We start from the raw sequence: 21,425 nt of genomic DNA, 5'->3' as shown, positions 1-21,425 counted from the left end.
ATGTCCTCAGTGGGGGAAGAACAGAATGATCCTCGTCGAACGCAGTGCGCACGTGACGGCGCCGGTGGAAGCGGTCTGGGAAGTCGTCCAGCGGGCCGAGCAGTTGCCCGCCTGGTTGGCCGGGGTCCGGGCCGCCGAGGTCCTCTCGGGGGAGGGCTTCGGCCGTCGACAACTCGTCCAGGCCGGGCGCGGCTCGGCGCACGAGGCCGAGGTGATCGCCTACCAGGAACCCACCCTGATCGGCTGGCGGGAACGCGCCCGGGGCGCCGGGGCCCGCGCCGAGGCGCGCACCGAGATCTACGTGCAGCTCACCGCCGACGAGGAGGAGTGCGGCACCATCGTCCGGCTGATCGTGGTCCGCTGGCCGGCCGGCCCGGTCAAGGGTGCCCTGCTGCGCCTCGGGCTGCGCCGGGTCGGTGCCGACCTGGAGGAGTCGCTGGCCCGCCTCACCGACCTGGCCGCCGTCGGCTGACCCGACCCGGCGACGCGAAAGGGCCCGGCGCACCGCGCCGGGCCCTGCGTCGTACCCCGGGGACTAGCTGTCCCCGCCGGTCTCGCCGACCGGGGCGGCGTTGACGTCGTCGATCGCGTACTTCTTGGCGGCCTCGGCCGGCACGCCGGCCGGCACCGCGCCGCGCATGGCGAGCTGCCGCAGCGTCGCCACCGCCACCGACTCGGCGTCGACGTGGAAGTGCCGCCGCAACGCGTGCCGGGTGTCCGACATGCCGAAACCGTCGGTGCCGAGCGAGGTGTAGTCGCCAGGTACCCAGCGGGCGATCAGGTCCGGCACCGCGCGCATCCAGTCGCTGACCGCGACCTTCGGCCCGTCGGCGTCGGCCAGCTTCTGCGCGATGTACGGCACCCGCTGCTCCGCGCCCGGGTTGAGCAGGTTGTGCTCCTCGCAGAGCACCGCGTCACGGCGCAGCTCCGTCCACGAGGTCACCGACCAGACGTCGGCGGCCACCCCCCAGTCCTGGGCGAGGAGCTGCTGCGCCTTGAGCGCCCACTGCATGCCGGTCCCGGAGGCCAGGATGTTCGCCTTCGGGCCGTCGACCTGCGGGGCCGGCGCGTAGCGGTAGATGCCCTTGAGCAGCCCGTCGACGTCCACGTCGGCCGGCTCCACCGGCTGGTGGATCGGCTCGTTGTAGATGGTGAGGTAGTAGAAGATGTTCTCCTGCTCCTCGCCGTACATCCGGTGCAGGCCGTTCTCCACGATGTGCGCCAGCTCGAAGGCGAACGCCGCGTCGTAGGCGACCACCGCCGGGTTGGTGGCGGCCAGCAGCAGCGAGTGGCCGTCCTCGTGCTGGAGGCCCTCACCGTTGAGCGTGGTCCGCCCGGCGGTCGCGCCGAGGACGAAGCCCCGGGCCATCTGGTCGGCCGCCGCCCAGAAGCCGTCACCGGTGCGCTGGAACCCGAACATCGAGTAGAAGATGTACATCGGGATCATCGGCTCGTCGTGGGTGGCGTACGCGGTGCCGGCGGCGGTGAACGAGGCGACCGAACCGGCCTCGTTGATCCCCTCGTGCAGGATCTGCCCGGTGGTCGACTCCTTGTAGGACAGGAAGAGGTCCCGGTCGACCGAGGTGTACCGCTGGCCGTGCGGCGAGTAGATCTTCGCGGTCGGGAAGATCGAGTCGAGGCCGAAGGTGCGCGCCTCGTCCGGGATGATCGGCACCCAGCGCTTGCCGAACTCCTTGTCCTTCATGATGTCCTTGAGCAGGCGGACGAAGGCCATCGTGGTGGCCACCTTCTGCTTGCCCGAGCCGCGCTTGACGTCGGCGAACCGCTCCGGCCCCGGGATCGCCAGCTTCTTGTGGCTGGTCCGCCGGGACGGCAGGTAACCGCCGAGCTGCTCGCGCCGCTCCCGCAGGTACGCCAGCTCGTCCGAGGACTCGCCCGGGGTGTAGTACGGCGGCAGGTAGGGGTTGTCCTCCAGCGCCTTGTCCGGGATGTCCAGGTAGAGGCGGTCGCGGAACAGCTTGAGGTCGTCAAGCGTCAGCTTCTTCATCTGGTGCGTGGCGTTGCGGCCCTCGAAGTGCGAGCCCAGCGTCCAGCCCTTGATGGTCTTGGCCAGGATGACGGTCGGCTGCCCGGTGTGCTCGGTGGCCGCCTTGTAGGCCGCGTAGAGCTTGCGGTAGTCGTGCCCGCCCCGCTTGAGGTTCCAGATCTCGTCGTCCGACAGGTGCTCGACCATCTTGCGGGTCCGCTGGTCGCGGCCGAAGAAGTGCTCCCGTACGTACGCCCCGGACTCCGCCTTGTAGGTCTGGTAGTCGCCGTCGGGGGTGGTGTTCATCAGGTTGACCAGCGCGCCGTCGGTGTCCGCGGCGAGCAGCGGGTCCCACTCCCGGCCCCAGACCACCTTGATCACGTTCCAGCCGGCACCCCGGAAGAACGCCTCCAGCTCCTGCATCACCTTGCCGTTGCCCCGGACCGGACCGTCCAGCCGCTGGAGGTTGCAGTTGATCACGAAGGTGAGGTTGTCCAGCTCCTCGCGGGCGGCCACGCCGATCGCGCCGAGCGACTCGACCTCGTCCATCTCACCGTCGCCGAGGAACGCCCAGACGTGCTGCTGGGAGGTGTCCTTGATGCCCCGGTGGTGCAGGTAGCGGTTGAACCGGGCCTGGTAGATCGCGTTCAGCGGGCCCAGACCCATCGAGACCGTGGGGAACTCCCAGAAGTCAGGCATCAGCCGCGGGTGCGGGTACGACGGCAGCCCGCCGCCCGGGTGCGACAGCTCCTGCCGGAACCCGTCGAGCTGGTCCTCGCTGAGCCGGCCCTCCAGGAACGCCCGCCCGTACATGCCGGGGGAGGCGTGGCCCTGGTAGAAGATGTGGTCGCCACCGCCCGGGTGGTTCTTGCCCCGGAAGAAGTGGTTGAAGCCCACCTCGTAGAGGGAGGCGGAGCTGGCGAAGGTCGAGATGTGCCCACCGACGCCGATCTCCGGCCGCTGCGCCCGGTGCACCAGCATCGCCGCGTTCCACCTGACGTACGCCCGGATCCGCCGCTCGATGTGCTCGTCGCCCGGGAACCAGGGTTCCTGCTCCGGGGCGATGGTGTTGATGTAGTCGGTGGTGGTCAGGGACGGAACCCCGACCTGCCGCTCGCGGGCCCGCTCCAGCAGGCTCAGCATGACGTACCGGGCGCGCTTGGTTCCGCGCTCGTCGATGACACCGTCGAGCGACTCGACCCATTCGCCGGTCTCTTCAGGGTCGATGTCCGGAAGCTGGCTCGGCAGACCAGCGGTGATCACCGGGCGCTTGCGTTCCGTAGCCACAGGCGTTCCCTCGGTTGTGTGTGGGATAGGTCTCTAGCGCCATCCTGCCCTCTGGTGGCACCCGTCGTCACGTCTTGCTCCCCCAGACGCGACGCTGAACACAGGTACCCGCCGGTAACTTTGCGTGGGTGACCGCCCGGCCGCACCCCCGGGCCGCCCGGACGCCGGCACCGCCCGGCCGTGCCCGGCATCCGGCCGGCGTCACCCCTCCCGGCCGGCGGCGGTCGCGCGACGGATCCGGCAGAATGCGCCGTATGCGCAGTGAGGTGATCACCGTCCGGACCGGTTCCCGTCCCACCGTCGCCGACATCACGGCAGAGGCGGAACGGTTCGTCGCCGGGCAGGGCGACGGCCTGCTGCACGTCTTCGTGCCGCACGCCACCGCCGGGGTGGCGATCATCGAGACCGGTGCCGGCTCCGACGACGACCTGCTGCGGGCCCTCGACGACCTGCTGCCCACCGACGACCGCTGGCGGCACCGGCACGGCTCGCCCGGCCACGGCCGCGACCACGTGCTGCCCGCCTTCGTCCCGCCGTACGCGACGCTGCCGGTGCTGGGCGGCCGGCTCCAGCTCGGCACCTGGCAGTCGGTCTGCCTGGTCGACCCCAACGGCGACAACCCGTCACGTCAGGTCCGCTTCTCCTTCCTCCCCGGCTGAACCGCACCTCCCCGGCTGACCCGCATCCGGCTGACCCGCACCCCGGCCCCCGGCCCGACCCGGACGCGGGCCGTTCAGCGCAGCCCGGTCTCCGTCTCGACCGTGTAGCGGTCCCGGTCCACCGGCCGGGTGCGGGCGGTGGACGGCGGCCGGTCGTACGTCTGGTGCAGGCCGGGCACCCGGTCCTCGACCACGAACGACGCCCGGGGGTACGCCGGCGCGCCCGCCCGGCTCACGTACGGCAGCACCATGAAGTCCGCGCTGAGCTGGGCCGGGGTGATCGTGGTCCGGACGAAACCGCGCAGGTCGTTCTGGAACCGCAGGTGCGGGTTGGTACGCAGCCAGGGGTGCGAGCCGCTGGCCGAGTCGAAACCGTCCCCGCCCGAGGTGACCGAGGAGCAGACCAGCTCGGTGCCGACCGTCCGCGCCGCCGGGTCGAGGTAGTCCAGCTTCAGGTCGGCCGCCCAGTGCGCGTGCACGTCGCCGGTGAGCACCACCGGGTTGCGGACCCCGGCGGCGACCCAGCCCCGGGTGATCCGGTCCCGGGAGGCCAGGTAGCCGTCCCAGGCGTCCATGCTGGTCAGCCGGGTCGGGCCAGGGTCACGGTCGCGGGCGGCGAAGAACACCTGCTGGGCGAGCAGGTCCCAGCGGGTGTCGGAGCGGCGGAACCCGTCCAGCAGCCACTGCTCCTGGGTCGTCCCGGTGATGGTGCGCCCCGGGTCGGCCGCCGCCGGGCAGTCCCGGTAACCGTCCCCGCACGCCTGGTCGTCGCGGAACTGCCGGGTGTCGAGCAGGTGGAAGGTGGCCAGCCGTCCCCAGCGCAACCGCCGGTACAGCGCGATGTCCGGACCGCGCGGCACCGACGCCCGCCGCAACGGCATGTTCTCGTGGTACGCCTGGAAGGCGGCGGCCCGTCGGGTCAGGAAGTCCGGGTCCGGCTCCTCCGGCACCGCGCCGGCCCAGTTGTTCTCCACCTCGTGGTCGTCGAAGACCACCGCCCAGGGGGCCACCGCGTGCGCCGCCTGCAGGTCCGGATCGGTCTTGTACTGGGCGTGCCGCTGCCGGTAGTTGGCAAGCGTCCGGGTCTCCGGCCCCTCGTGCCCGCGCGGCCGGTCCGGGCCGTACTCCCGGGCGTACTCGTACTGGTAGTCGCCGAGGTGCAGGATCAGCTCCGGGGCGCTCTCGGCCAGCCGCCGGTAGGCGGTGAAGTAGCCCTGCTCGTAGTGGGAGCAGGAGACGAAACCCATCGCCAGCGCGGTGGGCAGGGACGCCGGGTCGGGTGCGGTGCGGGTGCGCGCGGTGGGGGAGAGGTGCCCCTCGGCCCGGAACCGGTAGAAGTACTCCCGTCCCGGCAGCAGCCCGGTCAGTTCGACGTGCACGCTGTGCGCCGACTCGGGCCGGGCGGTCGCCGTGCCCCGCTGGACGACGTGCCGGAACAGTTCGTCGGCGGCCACCTCCCACTGCACCTCGACCGTCCGGCCGGGCATGCCGCCCAGGCCGTCCCCGGCCAGCGGCTGCGGCGCCAGCCGGGTCCACAGCACGACCCCCTGGTGGTCGGGGTCGCCGGAGGCCACCCCGAGGGTGAACGGCCAGACCAGCGGCCGGTGCCGGGCGGGGACCACCGGCCGGGCGGGACGCCCGTCGGCGTCGGCGGGCGTGGACCGGCCGGCGGTGGCGCCGGCCGCGCCCAGCGCCGCGCCGGAGAGCAGGACGGTACGTCGGGACAGTGCCATGGGAGCCTCCCCGGGGTCCGGTGCGTTCCTGACCCCGGCAGCGTCGCGACCCACGGTGGCCGTCAGGTGACCACCGGAGACCGTCGCCGCCTCCGGCAGCCGAACAGCGCCCGGCGAACGGGTGCCCGGGAGCCGACGCCGCTGCGGGAACCGGCCGGGTCGGTGTCCTGCCGGGACCGTCCGCCACGGGGTGCGGCGGACCGTCGTATCCCGGTCGGGTCGTGTCTGAGTGGGCGAGCGTGGCCTCCGTCGGTAATGCTGATCGCGTGACCACCCCGCAAGATCTCGACGACCGGTTCCGGGAGACCCTGGGCGCGTTGCCCGAGCCCGAGCGGCGGCGTGACCCCGGGCTACCCGTGCGGCCCGGTGCCGCGCTGACCGGGCGGCAGCTGCTCGCCCTGTTCGACGCGCAGGTGACCAGCCGCCAGCTCGACCTGGCCGCGCGGTGGCTGCGCAGCTTCGACGAGGGCTTCTACACGATCGGCTCGGCCGGGCACGAGGCCAACGCGGCGGTGGCCGCCGCACTGCGCCCCACCGACCCGGCCCTGCTGCACTACCGCTCCGGCGCGTTCTACTGCCTGCGTGCCGCCCAGGCCGCAGGCGACTTCCCCGGCGGCGACGTCGGGGCCGGCGGGGATCCTGCGGCGGTGACCGGTCAGCCGGACGCCGACGACCACCCGCCGGCCGGTGACCCCGACGGCGTCCATGATCCGGCCGGCACCCCTGACGGCGACAGTCGGCCGGCCGCCGCCGCCACCGACGGCGGCCGCCCGGCGGTCGACGACGTCCCCGCGCCCGTCGGGGCGCACCACAGCAGCCCGTCCGCCGCAGGTCCGGACACCGGCTCCCGGCCCGGTCACCCGGACGCGCCCGGCTCATCGGCCGCGGCGTCGCACGCCGTCGCCGCGCCGCCCGGAGCCCCGGACGCCGGCGGCCTGTCGACCGGCCTGCCGGACGCCGTGGCCGGGTCGCCGGGAACCCCGGACGCCGGCCTGCCGGACGCCGTGGCCGCGCCGCACCAGGCCCCGGACGCCGCCGGTCTGCCGCCCACGGCCCCGGACGCCGCCGGTCCGCCGCCCACGGCCCCGGACGCCGCCGGTCCGCCGGGCGGGAGCGTGGACGCCGGTCCGCCGGTCGGGTCGGCCGCCGGTGCCGGGTGGGGCGGGGCGACCGGCCCCGGCTCCCCGGCCCACGACCCGCACCCCGCGTCGGTGCGCCCGGCGGACGCGGTCGACGGCCTCGCCGTGCCGCCGTCCCCGGCCGGAGCGGTCGCCTACCGGGTGGGTGCCGACGGCACCGCCGAGCCGGTGCCCCGCCAGCGGCCCGCCGCCCCGGTAGCCGTCCCCGCCGGTCAGGCCGTCACGGCTGCCGGTTCCGCCGGTGGGCCCGGCCCGACGGGAGACCCGGCCGACGCCGGACCCGTCGTACCCGCCGGCCCCCGCCCGGAGCCGGCGGTGGACGATCCGGCGGGCCCGGACCTGGACGGGTGGCAGGGGGCGTACGCCGAGGCGGCCCGGGACGTGCTGCGGGGCATCGTCGCCTCGACCCGGGACCCCATCGCCGGGGGCCGGCACAAGGTGTTCGGCCGCGTCGACCTGGCCGTCGTGCCGACCACCTCGACCATCGCCTCGCACCTGCCCCGGGCGGTCGGGCTGGGGCTGGCCGTGGAGCGGCTGCGCCGGATGGACACCGCCGGCCGGCGCGACGACCCGGACGGCCCACCGCGCTCGCCGTGGCCCCGGGACGCCATCGTGGTCTGCTCGTTCGGCGACGCCTCGGTCAACCACGCCAGCGCCACCGCCGCCCTCAACACCGCCGGCTGGTACGACCACACCGGCCTGCGGATCCCGGTGCTGTTCGTCTGCGAGGACAACGGCCTGGGCATCAGCGTCCGGTCGCCGGAGGGCTGGGTGGAGCGGACCCTGCGGGCCCGGCCGGGGGTGCGGTACTTCGCCGCCGACGGCACCGATCCGGTGGCCGTGCACGCGGTGGCCGCCGAGGCCGCCGGCTGGGTGCGTCGGCACCGTCGCCCGGCGGTGCTGCACCTGCGTACCGTGCGGCTGTTGGGCCACGCCGGTGCCGACGCCGAGCAGGCGTACCGCAGCACCGCCGAGATCGCCGCCGACGAGGCACGCGATCCGGTGCTGGCCACCGCCCGGCTGCTCGTCGAGGCCGGGGTGGCCACCGGGGAGGAGTTGCTGGCCCGCTACGACGAGCGGGGCTGGCAGGTGCGCCGGACCGCCGAGGAGGTGCTCGACGAGCCGAAGCTGTCGGCCGTGGCCGAGGTGGTGGCCCCGCTGTCGCCCCGCCGGCCGTCGCGGGTCGCCGCCGCCGTGGCACAGTCCGCCCAGCGGGCCGCCGGCCCGGACGCGGCCGGCCGGGTGGAGGCGTTCGGGGGCAGGCCGCCGGAGCAGGCCGGCCCGCTGACCCTCGCGCAGAGCATCAACGCGGCGCTCGCCGACGGGATGCTCAGCCATCCGCAGCTGGCCGTGTTCGGCGAGGACGTCGCCGCCAAGGGCGGGGTGTACGGGGTCACCAAGGGGCTGCGGGAGCGGTTCGGGGCGGCCCGGGTCTTCGACACCCTGCTGGACGAGACGTCGGTGCTGGGGTTGGGGCTGGGCGCGGGGCTGGCCGGGATGCTGCCGGTGCCGGAGATCCAGTACCTGGCGTACCTGCACAACGCCGAGGACCAGTTGCGGGGTGAGGCGGCCACCCTGCAGTTCTTCTCCCAGGGGGCGTTCCGCAACCCGATGGTGGTGCGGGTGCCGGGGCTCGCGTACCAGGAGGGGTTCGGGGGGCACTTCCACAACGACAACTCGGTGGCCGTACTGCGGGACGTGCCCGGTCTGGTGGTCGCGGTGCCGGCGCGGCCGGACGACGCCGGCCCGCTGCTGCGGACCTGCCTGGCCGCCGCGGTCGTGGACGGCACGGTCTCGGTCTTCCTGGAGCCGATCGCGCTCTACCACACCCGGGACCTGTACGAGCCCGGTGACGGTGAGTGGCTGGGATCTTACGCCGAGCCGTCCGCCTGGGCCGCCGGCCACGCGCCGATCGGCCAGGCCCGGGTGTACGGCGTCGGCTCCGCCGAGGACGTCACGATCGTCACGTTCGGTAACGGGGTGCGGATGTCGCTGCGGGCGGCGTCGACCCTGGCCGACGAGGGGATCGGCTGCCGGGTGGTGGACCTGCGGTGGCTGGCCCCGCTGCCGGTGGCGGACCTGATCCGGGAGGCGTCGGCGACCGGACGGGTGCTGGTGGTCGACGAGACGAGGCGCTCCGGCGGGGTGGGGGAGGGCATTCTCGCGGCGCTGGTCGACGCCGGATACGTGGGGGCGGCGCGGCGGGTGGCGGCAGTTGACTCGTTTGTACCATTAGGTCCGGCTGCCCGTCAGGTGCTGGTCTCCGAGGATGCCATTACCCAGGGTGCCCGTACGCTGCTGGCACGGTAAATTCCGTTCCACCCGGTGCGCCACTTGCGCGACGGACCACAACTGTGTGGACTCTGCCTGACGGCGTCACCGCGACGCCGCCGGGCAGGGACGAGATGAGGAGGCACGCGACAGTGAGCGCGACCGCTGGTCAGGCCGCCGACGGGGTACGTCTCCTGGCGGACCGGTTCGGGATCGAACCGGGCATGGTCGTCATGGAGATGGGGTACGACGAGGACGTCGACCAGGATCTCCGGGACGCCCTGACCGACCGCTGTGGAGAACTGGTCGACGAGGACACCGACGAGGTGGTCGACGCGGTGCTCGTCTGGTACCGCGACGGTGACGGCGACCTCTTCGAGCTCCTCGTCGACGCCCTCGGTCCGCTGGCCGACGCCGGAGTCGTGTGGCTGTTGACCCCGAAGGCCGGCCGCGACGGCCACGTCGAGCCGAGCGAGGTCGCCGAGTCGGCGCAGACCGCCGGGCTCCAGCAGACCTCGACCCTCAACGCCGGCAAGGACTGGAGCGGCGCCCGGCTGGTGCTGCGCCGCGGGTCCAAGGGCCGCAAGTAGGCCGTACGCGACTGAGTAGTCCCACACCCCGGGCGTCGCCCGCGGGTGTGGCAGGCTGAACCCACCTCAGACTCGACCCACCAAGGAGTTCGCATGCCGATCGAGGTTGGTGCCGAGGCACCCGACTTCCTGCTGAAGGACCAGAACAACCAGGAGGTACGGCTCTCGGACTACCGGGGCAACCGCACCGTGCTGCTGGTCTTCTACCCGCTCGCCTTCACCGGCATCTGCCAGGGTGAGCTGTGCGAGGTGCGGGACAACCTCAACGACTACGTCAACGACGACGTGCAGGTGCTCACCGTCAGCGTCGACTCGGTCTACGCCCACAAGATCTGGGCCGAGAAGGAGGGCTACCAGTTCCCGCTGCTGTCCGACTTCTGGCCGCACGGGGCGGTCGCCCAGGCGTACGGCGTCTTCAACGACCTCGCCGGCATCGCCAACCGGGGCACCTTCGTCATCGACAAGGCCGGCATCGTCCGGTTCGCCGAGATGAACATGCCGGGTGAGGCGCGCGACCAGCAGGGCTGGCGCAAGGCCCTCGCCGACACGGTCGCCGCCTGACCGGTCTCCGGGCACACCGTTGCGACGGGCCGGCGGCCGGCAGGTAAGCTTGCCAGCCACCGGCCCGCTCGCAGGGGCGTTCCGGGCGCGTAGCTCAGTGGGAGAGCACTCGCCTTACAAGCGAGGGGTCGCAGGTTCGAAACCTGCCGCGCCCACCCTCCGACCAGCAACGACAACGGCCGTCGACCATCGGCGGCCGGATCGTTGAGCCGATGGGACGCCGCCGGCAGGTCTGCCGGGGGCATCGCCGTGGCGGCTCCCGGCGGCCCGTGGTCCGACCCCCGGGAGCATCCCGACGCCGGTCGGAGGTGACATCGTGAGCTACGCGCACGTCAACGGGCTGCGGCTCTGGTACGAGGAACACGGCGACGGCCCACCGCTGGTGCTGCTGCACGGCGGCTACGGCGCGGCGGAGATGTTCGCCCCGATCCTGCCGGCGCTGGCCCGCCGCCGCCGGGTGATCGCAGTCGACCTCCAGGGCCACGGTCGCACCGCCGACGTGGCTCGTCCACTGCGCTACGAGTCGATGGCCGACGACGTCGCCGCGCTGCTACGGCACCTCGACCTGCCCGGGGCGCAGCTGCTGGGGTACTCCCTCGGCGGCGGGGTGGCGCTGCGGACGGCCATCCAGCATCCGGACCTGGTACGCCGGCTGGTGCTGGTCTCCACCCCGTTCCGGCGGCGGGGTTGGTATCCCGAGGTGCTGGCCGCCATGTCCAACCAGGACGAGCGGACCGGCGAGCGGATGCGCGGCACGCCCCCGCACCAGCTCTACACACGGATCGCCCCCCGACCGCAGGACTGGCCGGTGCTGTGGGCCAAGACCGGTGACCTGCTCCGCCGCGAGTACGACTGGACGCCGCAGGTGGCGGCGCTCGCCGTACCGACCCTGCTGGTCTACGCCGACGCGGACGCGATCCCGGTCGCCCACATGGCCGAGTTCTACGGGCTGCTCGGCGGCGGCCACCGCGACCCGGGCGGCGACGGCACGGCCCGCCCGACCTCCCGCCTCGCGATCCTCCCCGGCCTCACCCACCAGGACATCCCCACCACCCCCCTGTTACCTCACGTGAGCCTCCCCTTCCTCACCCACCAACTCCACTGACCCGCGCACTGTTCTCTCCCCTCGCCGTCCCGTCTCCCGCCCGCCCCGCGCCCCGCCCGCCCCGCGCCCCGCCCGCCCCGCGCCCCGCCCGCCCCGCGCCCCGCCCGCCCCGCGCCCCGCCCGGTTGATCAAGAGGTTCGCGTCACGGAATCCGCTGCCGGTGACGCGAACCTCTTGATCAACCGGCGCTCTACGGGTGGTCGAGGCGGTGGCGCAGCCAGGGCAGCAGAGCGTCGGCCTGGGCCTGCTGGAAGGCGCGTACGGTGGGAATGTTGGGCGGCGGCGGGCGGCGCGCGCTGTCGGTGAAGAAGCCGGCCAACCCGGCGTAGAAGCCGGTCAGGGCGGCCGGGTCGGCCCCGGCGGTGAGCGGCAGCCGGCGCAGCAGCGCCTCGGTGTCGTGCCCGCCGTGCAACCGTACGTTGACCAGCAGCAGCGCCGTGTCCAGCCAGGCGGGCCCCCGGCAGGCCCACGGCCAGTCCACCACGGTGACCGTGCCGTCCCGGCCGATCAGCAGGTTGTCGGCCCGCACGTCCAGGTGGCACAGGGTGTCCCCGGTCAGCCCGGTCAGCCCCCGGTCGGCCGCCGCGCACAGCTCGTCCAGGTGCCCGGCGACCCACGGGTCGAGCCGGGGCGGCGGGTCGGCGGCGATCCGCCGCCAGCCGCCGAAATCGTGGGCCAACCGTTCGGCCGCGGTCGGCGTGTCCGGCACCGGGTTCGGCGTGAGCGTCCCGGCCAGGGTTTCCAGCGCACGCAGCGTCGCGTCGAGTTCGGCGTCCCGCCAGGGGGTGTACGGGTGCCGTCCGTCGACGTCGGTCAGCACGAGCGCCACCCACTCGCCGTCGTCGTGGCAGCCGAGCAGCCGGGGCGTCGGCGCCGACGGGGGCAGTGCGGCGGTGTGCCGGGCCTCGGCGCGGTGCATCCGGGGAGTGTCCGGGTTCTGCGCCGGGCTGACCGCCTTGACGAACGCCCGTCGACCACCGGTGGTCCGCACCCGGTCGGCGGTGCCCGGGGAGTACCCGCCACTCTGGGAGACCGCCTCGACCACCCGGTCCCCGATGATCCGCTCCACCGCCTGCCGGACATGCCCAGGCAGCTCGTCCCACCCGATCCTGCCCCCACCCGCGCTCACACCGGCCATCCCCCCACCCTGGCGAGCCCCCACACCCCGGGCAACCCGATTACCCCACCCACCCCACGCCGCGCCCCGCCCCTCCCGCACCCGCTCCTGCCCCGGCTCCTGCTCCTGCCCCGGCTCCTGCTCCTGCCCCGGCTCCTGCTCCTGCCCCGGCTCCTGCTCCTGCCCCGGCTCCTGCTCCTGCCCCGGCTCCCGCTCCGGTGATCAAGAGCTTTGCGTCAACAGCCCGGCCCAACCCGACGCGAACCTCTTGGTCACCCCTCCGCCCCCGTCGATGTCCCTGTTGACCTAGAGGTTTGCGTCAGCCAGGCGGGGTGGCCTGACGCAAACCTCTTGATCACCGCCCCACCTCACCGCTGTGCCTGTTGACCAAGAGGTTTGGGCCAGCAAGACGGGGGTGGGTTGACGCAAACCTCTTGATCACCACCCCGCTCCCGTAGGTGTCCCCGGTGACCAAGAGGTTTGGGTCGGGAAGAGCGGGGTGCGGTGACGCAAAGCTCTTGATCACCGGGTCGTGAGCCGGGCGTACCGGGGCGGAAGCGGGGCGCACCGGGGCGGGAGCCGGGCGGGCGGGGCGGGCCGGGTGGGAGGCGGAGGCGGGGCGAGTGCGGGCGGAGAGGGAGGTGAGAGGGGCGGAGGCGGGGGCATGGGTGGGGTGGGAGGGGGAATGCGCGCCGGGACGGTCCTGGGGAGGAGTGACGGATGAGGGGTCCCACCGGATTGACCATCGGTGTGCTCGGCTCGTACGGCGGTCGGAACCTGGGAGACGAGGCGATCCTCACCGGTCTGCTGGCCGACCTGCGGGAGCAGGAGCCGAACGCACGGATCATCGTGTTCTCCCGCAATCCGGCGCACACCGCGCTCGCCCATCCCGACGTCGAGGCGGTGCCCTGGGAGGGCGTCAGCCGGGTCGACTCCGCCGAGGTGCTCGGCCAGCTCGACCTGCTCATCCTCGGTGGCGGCGGCATCCTGTACGACAAGGAGGCCCGCCGCTACCTGCGGGTCGTACGGGTCGCCCAGGAACGCGGCCTGCCCCTGCTGACGTACGCGGTGGGTGTCGGGCCGCTCAGCGACGGGGTGGACACCGGCATGGTCCGGGAGACGCTGGCCGGGGCGACCGAGGTGACCGTCCGCGACCAGGAGTCCCGGATGGTGCTGGAGGAGGCCGGGCTGCTCAACCCGATCACCGTCACCGCCGACCCGGCGTTCCTGCTGGAACCGGAGGACTTCCCGGCCCGGCTGCTGCGCGAGGAGGGGGTGCCCGCCGGCAAGCGCCTGGTCGGGCTGAGTGTCCGGGAGCCGGGGCGGGCGGCCGAACGGCTCGACGTCGACGGGTACCACCGGTTGCTCGCCCAGATCGGTGACTTCCTGGTGCAGCGGATCGACGCGCACGTGCTGTTCGTGCCGATGGAACGCGACGACATCCGGCACTCGCACGGGGTGCTGTCCCACATGATCGCCGCCGACCGGGGGCGCATCCTGCACGGCGACTACTCGCCCCGGCAGGTGCTCGGCCTGATGAAGCACTTCGACCTGGCGGTCGGCATGCGGCTGCACTTCCTGATCTTCGCGGCGATGGTCGGCACCCCGTTCCTGCCGCTGCCGTACGCGGGCAAGGTCTTCGACCTGGCCCAGCGGCTCGGGGTGCCGGCGCTGCGCGGCGTGGAACGCGAGGTGGAGGGTCCGCTGCTGGCGGAGGTCGACCGGCTCTGGGACGAACGGGATTCCCGCCGCGAGGCCACCGCCCGCCGGGTGGCCGAGGTGTGCGACCAGGCCCGGGGCACCTCCCAGGTCACCCGCGCCGTGCTGGACGGCCTGCGCTCGCGCACCCTGGCCCGGATGGCCGCCTGACCGGCGGCCCGACGGCCGGGGTCGCCACGACGCTGGCGGCCCGACGGCCGGGGTCGCCACGACGCTGGCGGCCCGACGGCCGGGGTCGCCACGACGGCGGCAGCCCGACGGCCGGGTCGCCACCACCGGCGACCCACCCGACCGGCGACCCACCCGACCGGATGTGGTCGTGCCGGCCCCGGCCGTCGGGTCGGCACCACCGCCCACCCGACCGGAAGCGGTCGTGCCGGCCGGGTCAGACGGCCGGGCCGCGCCAGCGGTAGCGCCACTGGTCGCCGGCGGACTCCAGCTCGTAGATCTGGGCGTCGACCAGACCCTGCGGGCCGAGGTGGTGGTGGGTCAGCGGGGGACGCTCGTTGCTGTCCAGCTCGACGTCGACCGCCTCGCCGTCAGCCGGGCCGTCCGCCAAGGGAATCCGTACCGTCGCAGCCATGCGCCCATCCTGCCAAGCCGGCCGCCGGAGCGCAGGGTTTGCCGGCGACAGCGGGCCCGCGGGGGGTGTCCCTATGGGTTTCGTCAAGCGGTGGCGGGGCTGGTGGGGCGGGGTTGGTAGGGGATCTTGTCGCGGAGCATGGCGTGGAGGACGTCGCAGCGGCGTCGGGCGAGGCAGATGAGGGCGGCGTTGTGGCGTTTGCCTTCGGCTCTTTTGCGGTCGTAGTAGGCCCGGCTGACCGGGTCGGCGAGGGACGCGAAGGCGGCGAGGAAGAACGCGCGTTTGAGGTGTTTGTTGCCGCCTCGGGGTGGGTGTTCGCCGCGGATGCTGCTGCCGGAGCGTCGGGTGACGGGGGCGAGTCCGGCGTAGGCGGCGAGGTGTCCGGGGGTGGTGAAGCTGCTGCCGTCGCCGACTTCGAGCAGGATCCGGGCGGCGGTCCTGACGCCGATGCCGGGCATCGAGGTCAGGACCGGGGCAAGAGGGTGCGCATCAAGCATCCTCTCGACCTCTTTCGCGACCTGGTCACGTTGTCGCAGAACGTCGCGGAGGCTGTCGGCGAGACGGGGCAGGATCGTCTCCGCCGCCTGGGTGCCGGGGACGGTGACGGTCTGCTCGTCGAGGGCAGTCATGATCTGCTCGACCAGGCGTTCGCCCATCCGGGGGGCGTGGACGGCGGCGATCGCGGTCAGTTTGCGGCGGCCTGCTTTGCGGAGCCCGGCCGGGCCGCCGCAGCGTGACAGCAGCTCTAGCACGGCCTTGTGGTGCGCTTTCGGGCCGAGGACCCGTTCCAGGGCGGGGTGGATCTGGGTGAGCAGCCCACGGATCCGGTTAGAGATGCGGGTGGCCTCGCCGGCGAGGTCGTCGTCGAAGCCGACCAGGACTTCCAGTTCGGCTAGGGCCTCGTCGCCGACGTCGACCCGGCGCAGTGTGTGCGGCAGCGTGCGGGCGGCATCGGCGATGACGTAGGCGTCGCGGGCGTCGGTCTTCGCCGAGCCGGGATGCAGGTCAGCGATTCGGCGCATCGCCAGGCCGGGCAGGTAAGCAACCTGATGCCCGGCCGCCCGCGCGACCGCCACCGGCAGGGCGCCGATCGAGGCGGGCTGGTCGACCACCACCAGCACCCGGCCATGACGAGCCAACTTGTCGAACAGCTCCCGCAGCCGGGCCTCGGTGTTCGGCAACGCCGCGTCGTGCAGCCGCTTGCCGTCCGGGGCCAGCCCGACCGCGTGATGCTCACCTTTGCCGACGTCCAAGCCGAGGTAGACGCCGTATCCGTCGTGCACCACACCCGCCTCCACGCATCGCATCGTGGCCTCGGCCGCAGTCAGGGCGTCGGACTGCCGGCAGCCACGTTACGAAGAGACCTACCCCGAACACCGGGTGGCCGTGTCCCTATCAGCGGTCCGCCGACGCCACCCGACCCGGCGACAACACCCCCCGGATCATCCGAACGACAGGGGCAGAAAGTCATACCGGGCCGGGCGACCGAGGGTCCCCGGCTGGGGACGATCAAAAAGGTAACGGGACAGCGGGACGACACGGTCGCCGCTACCGTCCGGTGATGGCGGAAATCCGGATCGATCCGACGCTCGCCCCGGTGCTGGCGCGCACCGGCGACGAGCGGGCGGTGCTCGACGCGTTCCTCGACTTCCACCGGGCGACCGTGCTGCGCAAGGCACGGGGCCTGAGCGACGCCGAGGCGACCCGTCGGCTGGTGCCGTCGGCCACCACCCTGGCGGGCATCCTGCAGCATCTCGCCCTGGTCGAGCGGAACTGGTTCCCCTTCCTGCTCGATCCGACCCCCGACGACGTCTTCCCGACCTCCGAGGAGGACGCGGCGGCCAGCTTCGCCCTGGCCGAGGGGGTGACCCTCGACCAGCTCGCCGACGCCTACGAGCGGGCCTGCGCCCGGTCCCGCGAGCTGGCCGCCCGGTTCCCGCTGGACCATGTCGTGGCGCAGCCGCAGCTCGGCGAGGTGTCCCTGCGTTGGATCATGGTGCACATGATCGAGGAGACCGCCCGGCACGCCGGCCACGCCGACATCCTCCGTGAGCTGACCGACGGCAGCACCGGCGCGGTCTGAGCGGCGGCGCGGTCTGAGCGGCACGGTCCAACCCTCGCCGCCTATCCTGACCCCTGGGCGTCGACGAGGGGGAACGAGTGCTGGTCGTCCACGGGGTGTGGCTGGTGGGGGCCGGTCTGGCGGTGTGGGCGGAGGATTCGACCCGGCCGACGCGGGTGCCGCGCCGTCCCGGCCGGGCCCCGCGCGAACGCCCCCACCCCTTCGCCGCCGCCCCGGACACCCTGGCCGCGCTGCTCGGTGACCGCCCCGCCGGCACCGTGCCGCTCACCCTCCCCACCAGGGCGGGCGCGCCGCTGCACTCGCCGGAGCTGGTTCCGGCCACCGTCGCGGAACCGGCCCGTGGCCCGGTCACCCTCGCCGCCTGGCGCACCCCCGTCCTGCGGTACGCCCCGGACGACGCGTTCGACCTGCTGCGTACCCTCGACGGGCTCGACGCCGTGGTGGGGGCCGGCCTGCGGCATCTCGCCGAGCTGGCGGGTTTCGCGGTCGACCTGGTGGCCCGGGGGCGGCTGCTGCCCGGTGTGGCCGACCACCCGCCCGGGGACGCGCCAGCGGACCGGCGCCCGACCGACCGCCCGGCAGAGGATGGGCCGTCGGACCGGAGGCCGGAAGCGGATGGGCCGTCGGACCGGAGGCCGGAAGCGGACGGGCCGCCGGACCGGAGGCCGGCAGAGGACGGGCCGCCGGACCGGAGGCCGGCAGAGGACGGGCCGGGGGACCGGAGACCGGACGGCGACGCGCCGGTGGACCGGCGCTCGGGCGGCCGGTCGACGGGGAAGGCGGTCGGGTGGGCGGTGTGGCGGCCCCTGCTCACCGGCGCGGACGCCGCCTGGGCCCGGTCGCTGGCCCTCGCCCTGCCCCCGGCGGTCCGGGCCGCCGTCGACCCCGGATCGCCCCCCGCCCGCCCGCGTCCCGGTGCCGGCCGGACGGCCGGGAAGCGGACCGGCCCCGAGGGGGCGCCCGCCTCGGCGCAGCGCGAGGGAGACGCACCGCCCGCCGGTGCCGGCCCGGCCGGTCGACCCGGCGTGCCCACCGGCGTCGACGGGGTCAGCGGGCTGGTCGCGGACGTGCTGGACCTGCTCACCGATGCCGCCGCCCGCCGGGCGCTGACCGACCTCGACCTGGCCCGGGGCGGTCGGCGCGACGGGGTGACCGCCGGGTGGCTGGCGGCGCTGACCGGCCCGCAACGACGGTTCACCGCCGAACCGGACGGGTTGGCCACCCTTCGCGCCGAGCTGCACGCCTGGCAGCGCGATGCCGTCGGCGGCCCGGTTCGGGCGAGTTTCCGGCTGGTGGAACCGGCCGACGACGAGATCGTCGACGCCCTGACCGTGGTGCCGGCCGACCCGTCGACGGTCATCGGGCAGGGGGGCCGGTGGCGCGTCGAGTTCGGTCTCCAGGCCGCCGACGAGCCGGGCCTGCACGTCGCTGCCGGTGACGTCTGGCGGCACCCGGAGCGGCTACCGGCGCTCGCCGGCCGCTGCGGTGACCCGCAGGAGACCCTGCTGGCCGAGCTGGGCCGGGCCGGGCGGCTCTGGCCGGAGCTGGACGGCGCGCTGCGCACCCCCGCCCCGGAGCAGCTCGAGCTGGATGTCGAGGGGGCGCACCGGTTCCTGCGCGAGGGCGCGCCGGTGCTGCACGCCGCCGGGTTCGGGGTGCTGCTGCCGTCCTGGTGGCGGCGGCCGGCGGCGCGGCTCGGCGCCCGGTTGCAGGCCCGCAGCCGGACCGCCCCGGGCACGGTCGCCGCGACCGGGGCGCTCGGGCTGGACGCGCTCGTCGACTACCGCTGGGAGGTGGCGCTCGGCGACGAGACGGTCGACGCCGACGCGTTGGCCGCCCTGGCCGCGTTGAAGACCCCACTGGTGCGGCTGCGCGGCCGGTGGGTGGAGTTGGACCCGAAACGGCTGGCCGCCGGTCTGCGGCTGCTGCGCGACTCCGGCGAGCTGACCGTCGCCGACCTGCTGCGGATGGGGTTGGCCGGAGCGGAGACGCCGGACGCCCTGCCGGTGCTTGCGGTGACCGCCGACGGCCCGCTCGGTGACCTGCTGGCCGGGCAGGCCGAACGGCGACTCGTCCCGCTGGACCCGCCGCCGGCCTTCAAGGGCACCCTGCGGCCCTACCAGCGACGCGGCCTGGCGTGGCTGGTGTTCCTCCAGTCGCTCGGGCTCGGCGGGGTGCTCGCCGACGACATGGGGTTGGGCAAGACCGTGCAGTTGCTGGCCCTGCTCGCCGGGGACCCGCCGGACGCCGGGCCGACCCTGTTGGTCTGTCCGATGTCGCTGGTCGGCAACTGGCAGCGGGAGGCGGCCCGGTTCACCCCCGGGCTGCGGGTGCACGTGCACCACGGCGCGGACCGGGCCCGGGACGACACGTTCGAACAGGCCGTGCACGCGGCCGACCTGGTGCTCACCACCTACGCGGTGGCCGCGCGGGACGCGGTCGCGCTGGCGTCGGTCGGCTGGCACCGGGTGGTGGTCGACGAGGCCCAGGCGATCAAGAACGCGGCCACCCGGCAGGCCGAGGCGGTCCGGGCGCTGCCCGCCCGGCACCGGATCGCCGTCACCGGTACGCCTGTGGAGAACCGGCTGGCCGACCTGTGGTCGATCATGCAGTTCGCCAATCCCGGCCTGCTCGGCCCGGCCAGCAGCTTCCGGCAGTCGTACGCGGTGCCGATCGAGCGGCACGGTGACGCCGAGGCGGCGGCCCGGCTGCGCCGGGTCACCGGCCCGTTCGTGCTGCGGCGGCTCAAGACCGACTCCTCGATCATCAGCGACCTGCCGGAGAAGCTGGAGATGGAGGTGGTCTGCAACCTCACCGCCGAGCAGGCGTCGCTCTACCGGGCGATCGTCGACGAGATGCTGGCGAGGATCGAGTCGAGCGACGGGATGGAGCGCCGGGGCCTGGTGCTGGCCACGATGACCCGGCTCAAGCAGGTCTGCAACCACCCCGCCCAACTGCTGCACGACTCCTCGCCGCTGGCCGGCCGCTCCGGCAAGCTGCAACGGCTGGAGGAGATCGTCGACGAGGTGCTCGCGGCCGGCGAGAAGGCCCTGCTGTTCACCCAGTACGCCGAGTTCGGCGCGCTGCTGCGCGGCCACCTGTCGGCGCGCTTCGGCCGGGAGGTGCTCTACCTGCACGGCGGCGTCGGCAAGGCCGACCGGGACGACCTGGTCACCCGGTTCCAGTCCCCGGACGGCCCGGCGCTGTTCGTGCTCTCCCTCAAGGCCGGCGGCACCGGGCTGACCCTGACCGCCGCCAACCACGTGGTGCACGTCGACAGGTGGTGGAACCCGGCGGTGGAGGACCAGGCCACCGACCGGGCGTTCCGGATCGGCCAGCGACGGCGGGTGCAGGTCCGCAAGTTCGTCTGCGCCGGCACCGTGGAGGAGAAGGTGGCCGCGATGATCGCCGACAAGCGGGGGCTGGCCGCGTCCGTGGTGGGCAGCGGCGAGCAGTGGGTGACCGAGCTGTCCACCGGGCAGCTGCGGGAGCTGTTCTCCCTGGACGCCGGGGCGGTGGTCGAGTGAGCCCCCGGGATGCCGGGGCGGAGGGCCCGTTCGCCGGGTTCGGACCGCCGCGCCGGGTCGACGGCGGGCTGAGGGCGCGCAGCACCCGGGGCGCGATCGGGGTCTCGTGGTGGTCCCGGCGTTTCCTGGAGGTGCTGGAGTCGTTCGCGCTGGGCACCCGGCTCACCCGGGGTCGGGCGTACGCGCGCCGGGGTCAGGTGCTCCGGCTCGACGTGTCACCCGGCCGGGTCGAGGCGAGCGTGCAGGGGTCCCGGCCCCGGCCCTACCCGGTGACCATCGCCCTGCCACCGTTCCCGGACGCGCTCTGGGACCGGGTCGAACGGGAGCTGGCCGGGCAGGCGTTCTTCAGCGCCCGGCTGCTCGCCGGTGACCTGCCGGCCGAGCTGGAGGAGCTGTTCGCCGCCGCGGGCGCGCCGCTGTTCCCCCGGTCGGTGGGGGAGCTGACCCAGCGCTGCGGCTGCCCCGACGTCGCGGTGCCGTGCAAGCATCTCGCGGCGACGTTCTACCTGCTCGCCGAGGCGTTCGACGCCGACCCGTTCCAGTTGCTGCACTGGCGGGGCCGCAGCCGCGACGCGTTGCTGGGCCGGTTGCGCATCCTGCGCGCCGACGCGGTCGGGTCGACGCACGACGACCGTACGCCGGCCGGCGGATCCTCCGCCGTCGGCCCGGTCACCGGGCCACCCTCCGCCGTCGGGCCGGTCACCGGGCCACCCTCCGCCGTCGGGCCGGTCACCGGGCCGTCCGACCGGACACCGGCGGGCGTACCGTCGGGCGTGGACGGTGCGCAAGCCGTTGCGGCGGGGGCGGGCCGGGTGCTCGCCGACCTGCCCGACGTGCCGCTCACCGGGGCGGTGGACCGGTTCTGGGTGTCGCCGGTGCCGCTGCCGGACCGGCCGCACGTCCTGGCCACCGGCCCCGAGCTGCTGCTGCGGCAGCTCGGCTCACCCGCGGCGGCGATCGGCGGCCCCGGCCTGCTGGAACGCCTACGCCGGGCCTACCGGGCGTTCGACCCGGGCTGAGCCGGCGCGTGGGTCATGATCGACACCAGTGGGGCGATGTCGGGG

General features: G+C 74.2%; 15 protein-coding genes, 1 tRNA gene and 1 pseudogene. 12 read left to right on the top strand and 5 right to left on the bottom strand.

From position 1 onward, the window contains the following. Positions 1-25 precede the first annotated feature (25 nt). Entirely contained in the window at positions 26-472 is a 447-nt protein-coding gene (locus ACN261_RS01285) for an SRPBCC family protein (RefSeq protein WP_425847946.1), read from the top strand. Between the two features lie 63 nt (positions 473-535). Here ACN261_RS01285 and aceE read toward each other — a convergent pair whose 3' ends face one another. Beyond that, positions 536-3,274, bottom strand: a complete 2,739-nt coding sequence (gene aceE, locus ACN261_RS01280) for a pyruvate dehydrogenase (acetyl-transferring), homodimeric type (RefSeq protein WP_421483598.1) — start codon at positions 3,272-3,274, stop codon at positions 536-538. Positions 3,275-3,528: 254 nt separating this feature from the next. Here aceE and ACN261_RS01275 point away from each other — a divergent pair, with 254 nt between their 5' ends. Then, positions 3,529-3,933 (top strand): YjbQ family protein, encoded by a 405-nt coding sequence (locus ACN261_RS01275; protein WP_168222548.1) that lies wholly within the window; start codon positions 3,529-3,531, stop codon positions 3,931-3,933. 74 nt (positions 3,934-4,007) lie between these two features. On the opposite strand, the gene ACN261_RS01270 is transcribed toward ACN261_RS01275, so the two are convergent. Further along, entirely contained in the window at positions 4,008-5,666 is a 1,659-nt protein-coding gene (locus tag ACN261_RS01270; protein WP_425847943.1) for an alkaline phosphatase D family protein, read from the bottom strand. 266 nt (positions 5,667-5,932) lie between these two features. Here ACN261_RS01270 and ACN261_RS01265 point away from each other — a divergent pair. The 6 genes and pseudogenes from ACN261_RS01265 to ACN261_RS01240 all read left to right on the top strand — a co-directional run. Then, positions 5,933-6,478 (top strand): annotated as a pseudogene (locus ACN261_RS01265) (transketolase); the annotation flags it as partial. A gap of 180 nt (positions 6,479-6,658) precedes the next feature. After that, on the top strand, positions 6,659-9,115 hold the full coding sequence (locus tag ACN261_RS01260) for a thiamine pyrophosphate-dependent enzyme (protein ID WP_425853546.1): 2,457 nt from the start codon (positions 6,659-6,661) through the stop codon (positions 9,113-9,115). Positions 9,116-9,228: 113 nt separating this feature from the next. Next, on the top strand, positions 9,229-9,666 hold the full coding sequence (locus ACN261_RS01255) for a DUF3052 domain-containing protein (RefSeq protein WP_067315614.1): 438 nt from the start codon (positions 9,229-9,231) through the stop codon (positions 9,664-9,666). Positions 9,667-9,759: 93 nt separating this feature from the next. Beyond that, positions 9,760-10,227 (top strand): peroxiredoxin, encoded by a 468-nt coding sequence (locus ACN261_RS01250; protein ID WP_204926412.1) that lies wholly within the window; start codon positions 9,760-9,762, stop codon positions 10,225-10,227. Between the two features lie 83 nt (positions 10,228-10,310). Further along, positions 10,311-10,382 (top strand) — tRNA-Val (locus tag ACN261_RS01245). A gap of 161 nt (positions 10,383-10,543) precedes the next feature. Next, positions 10,544-11,332: an alpha/beta fold hydrolase gene (locus tag ACN261_RS01240; protein ID WP_425847940.1), complete on the top strand. Its 789-nt coding sequence runs from the start codon at positions 10,544-10,546 to the stop codon at positions 11,330-11,332. A gap of 190 nt (positions 11,333-11,522) precedes the next feature. On the opposite strand, the gene ACN261_RS01235 is transcribed toward ACN261_RS01240, so the two are convergent. After that, entirely contained in the window at positions 11,523-12,470 is a 948-nt protein-coding gene (locus ACN261_RS01235) for an aminoglycoside phosphotransferase family protein (protein WP_421483595.1), read from the bottom strand. 699 nt (positions 12,471-13,169) lie between these two features. On the opposite strand from ACN261_RS01235, the gene ACN261_RS01230 reads away from it, so the two are divergent. Next, positions 13,170-14,318, top strand: a complete 1,149-nt coding sequence (locus ACN261_RS01230) for a polysaccharide pyruvyl transferase family protein (protein ID WP_363794581.1) — start codon at positions 13,170-13,172, stop codon at positions 14,316-14,318. Positions 14,319-14,553: 235 nt separating this feature from the next. Here the strand turns inward: ACN261_RS01230 and ACN261_RS01225 are convergent, their stop codons facing one another. Continuing rightward, entirely contained in the window at positions 14,554-14,751 is a 198-nt protein-coding gene (locus ACN261_RS01225) for a hypothetical protein (protein WP_088644837.1), read from the bottom strand. Between the two features lie 83 nt (positions 14,752-14,834). After that, entirely contained in the window at positions 14,835-16,058 is a 1,224-nt protein-coding gene (locus tag ACN261_RS01220; protein WP_425847936.1) for an IS110 family transposase, read from the bottom strand. A gap of 254 nt (positions 16,059-16,312) precedes the next feature. Here ACN261_RS01220 and ACN261_RS01215 point away from each other — a divergent pair, with 254 nt between their 5' ends. From ACN261_RS01215 to ACN261_RS01205, 3 genes are all read left to right on the top strand, one after another. Then, positions 16,313-16,834, top strand: a complete 522-nt coding sequence (locus ACN261_RS01215) for a DinB family protein (RefSeq protein WP_421483593.1) — start codon at positions 16,313-16,315, stop codon at positions 16,832-16,834. A 77-nt stretch (positions 16,835-16,911) separates the two neighbouring features. Next, positions 16,912-20,361, top strand: a complete 3,450-nt coding sequence (locus ACN261_RS01210) for an SNF2-related protein (protein ID WP_425847934.1) — start codon at positions 16,912-16,914, stop codon at positions 20,359-20,361. Continuing rightward, positions 20,358-21,380, top strand: a complete 1,023-nt coding sequence (locus ACN261_RS01205) for an SWIM zinc finger family protein (protein ID WP_425847932.1) — start codon at positions 20,358-20,360, stop codon at positions 21,378-21,380. The genes ACN261_RS01210 and ACN261_RS01205 overlap by 4 nt, the downstream gene beginning before the upstream one ends. Positions 21,381-21,425 lie beyond the last annotated feature (45 nt).

The sequence above is a fragment of the Micromonospora sp. WMMD723 genome, from assembly GCF_049863385.1.
Classification (GTDB): Bacteria; Actinomycetota; Actinomycetes; order Mycobacteriales; family Micromonosporaceae; genus Micromonospora; species Micromonospora wenchangensis.
Note: the sequence above shows the minus strand (reverse complement) of the source record. Positions and strands in the feature narration are given on the sequence as shown.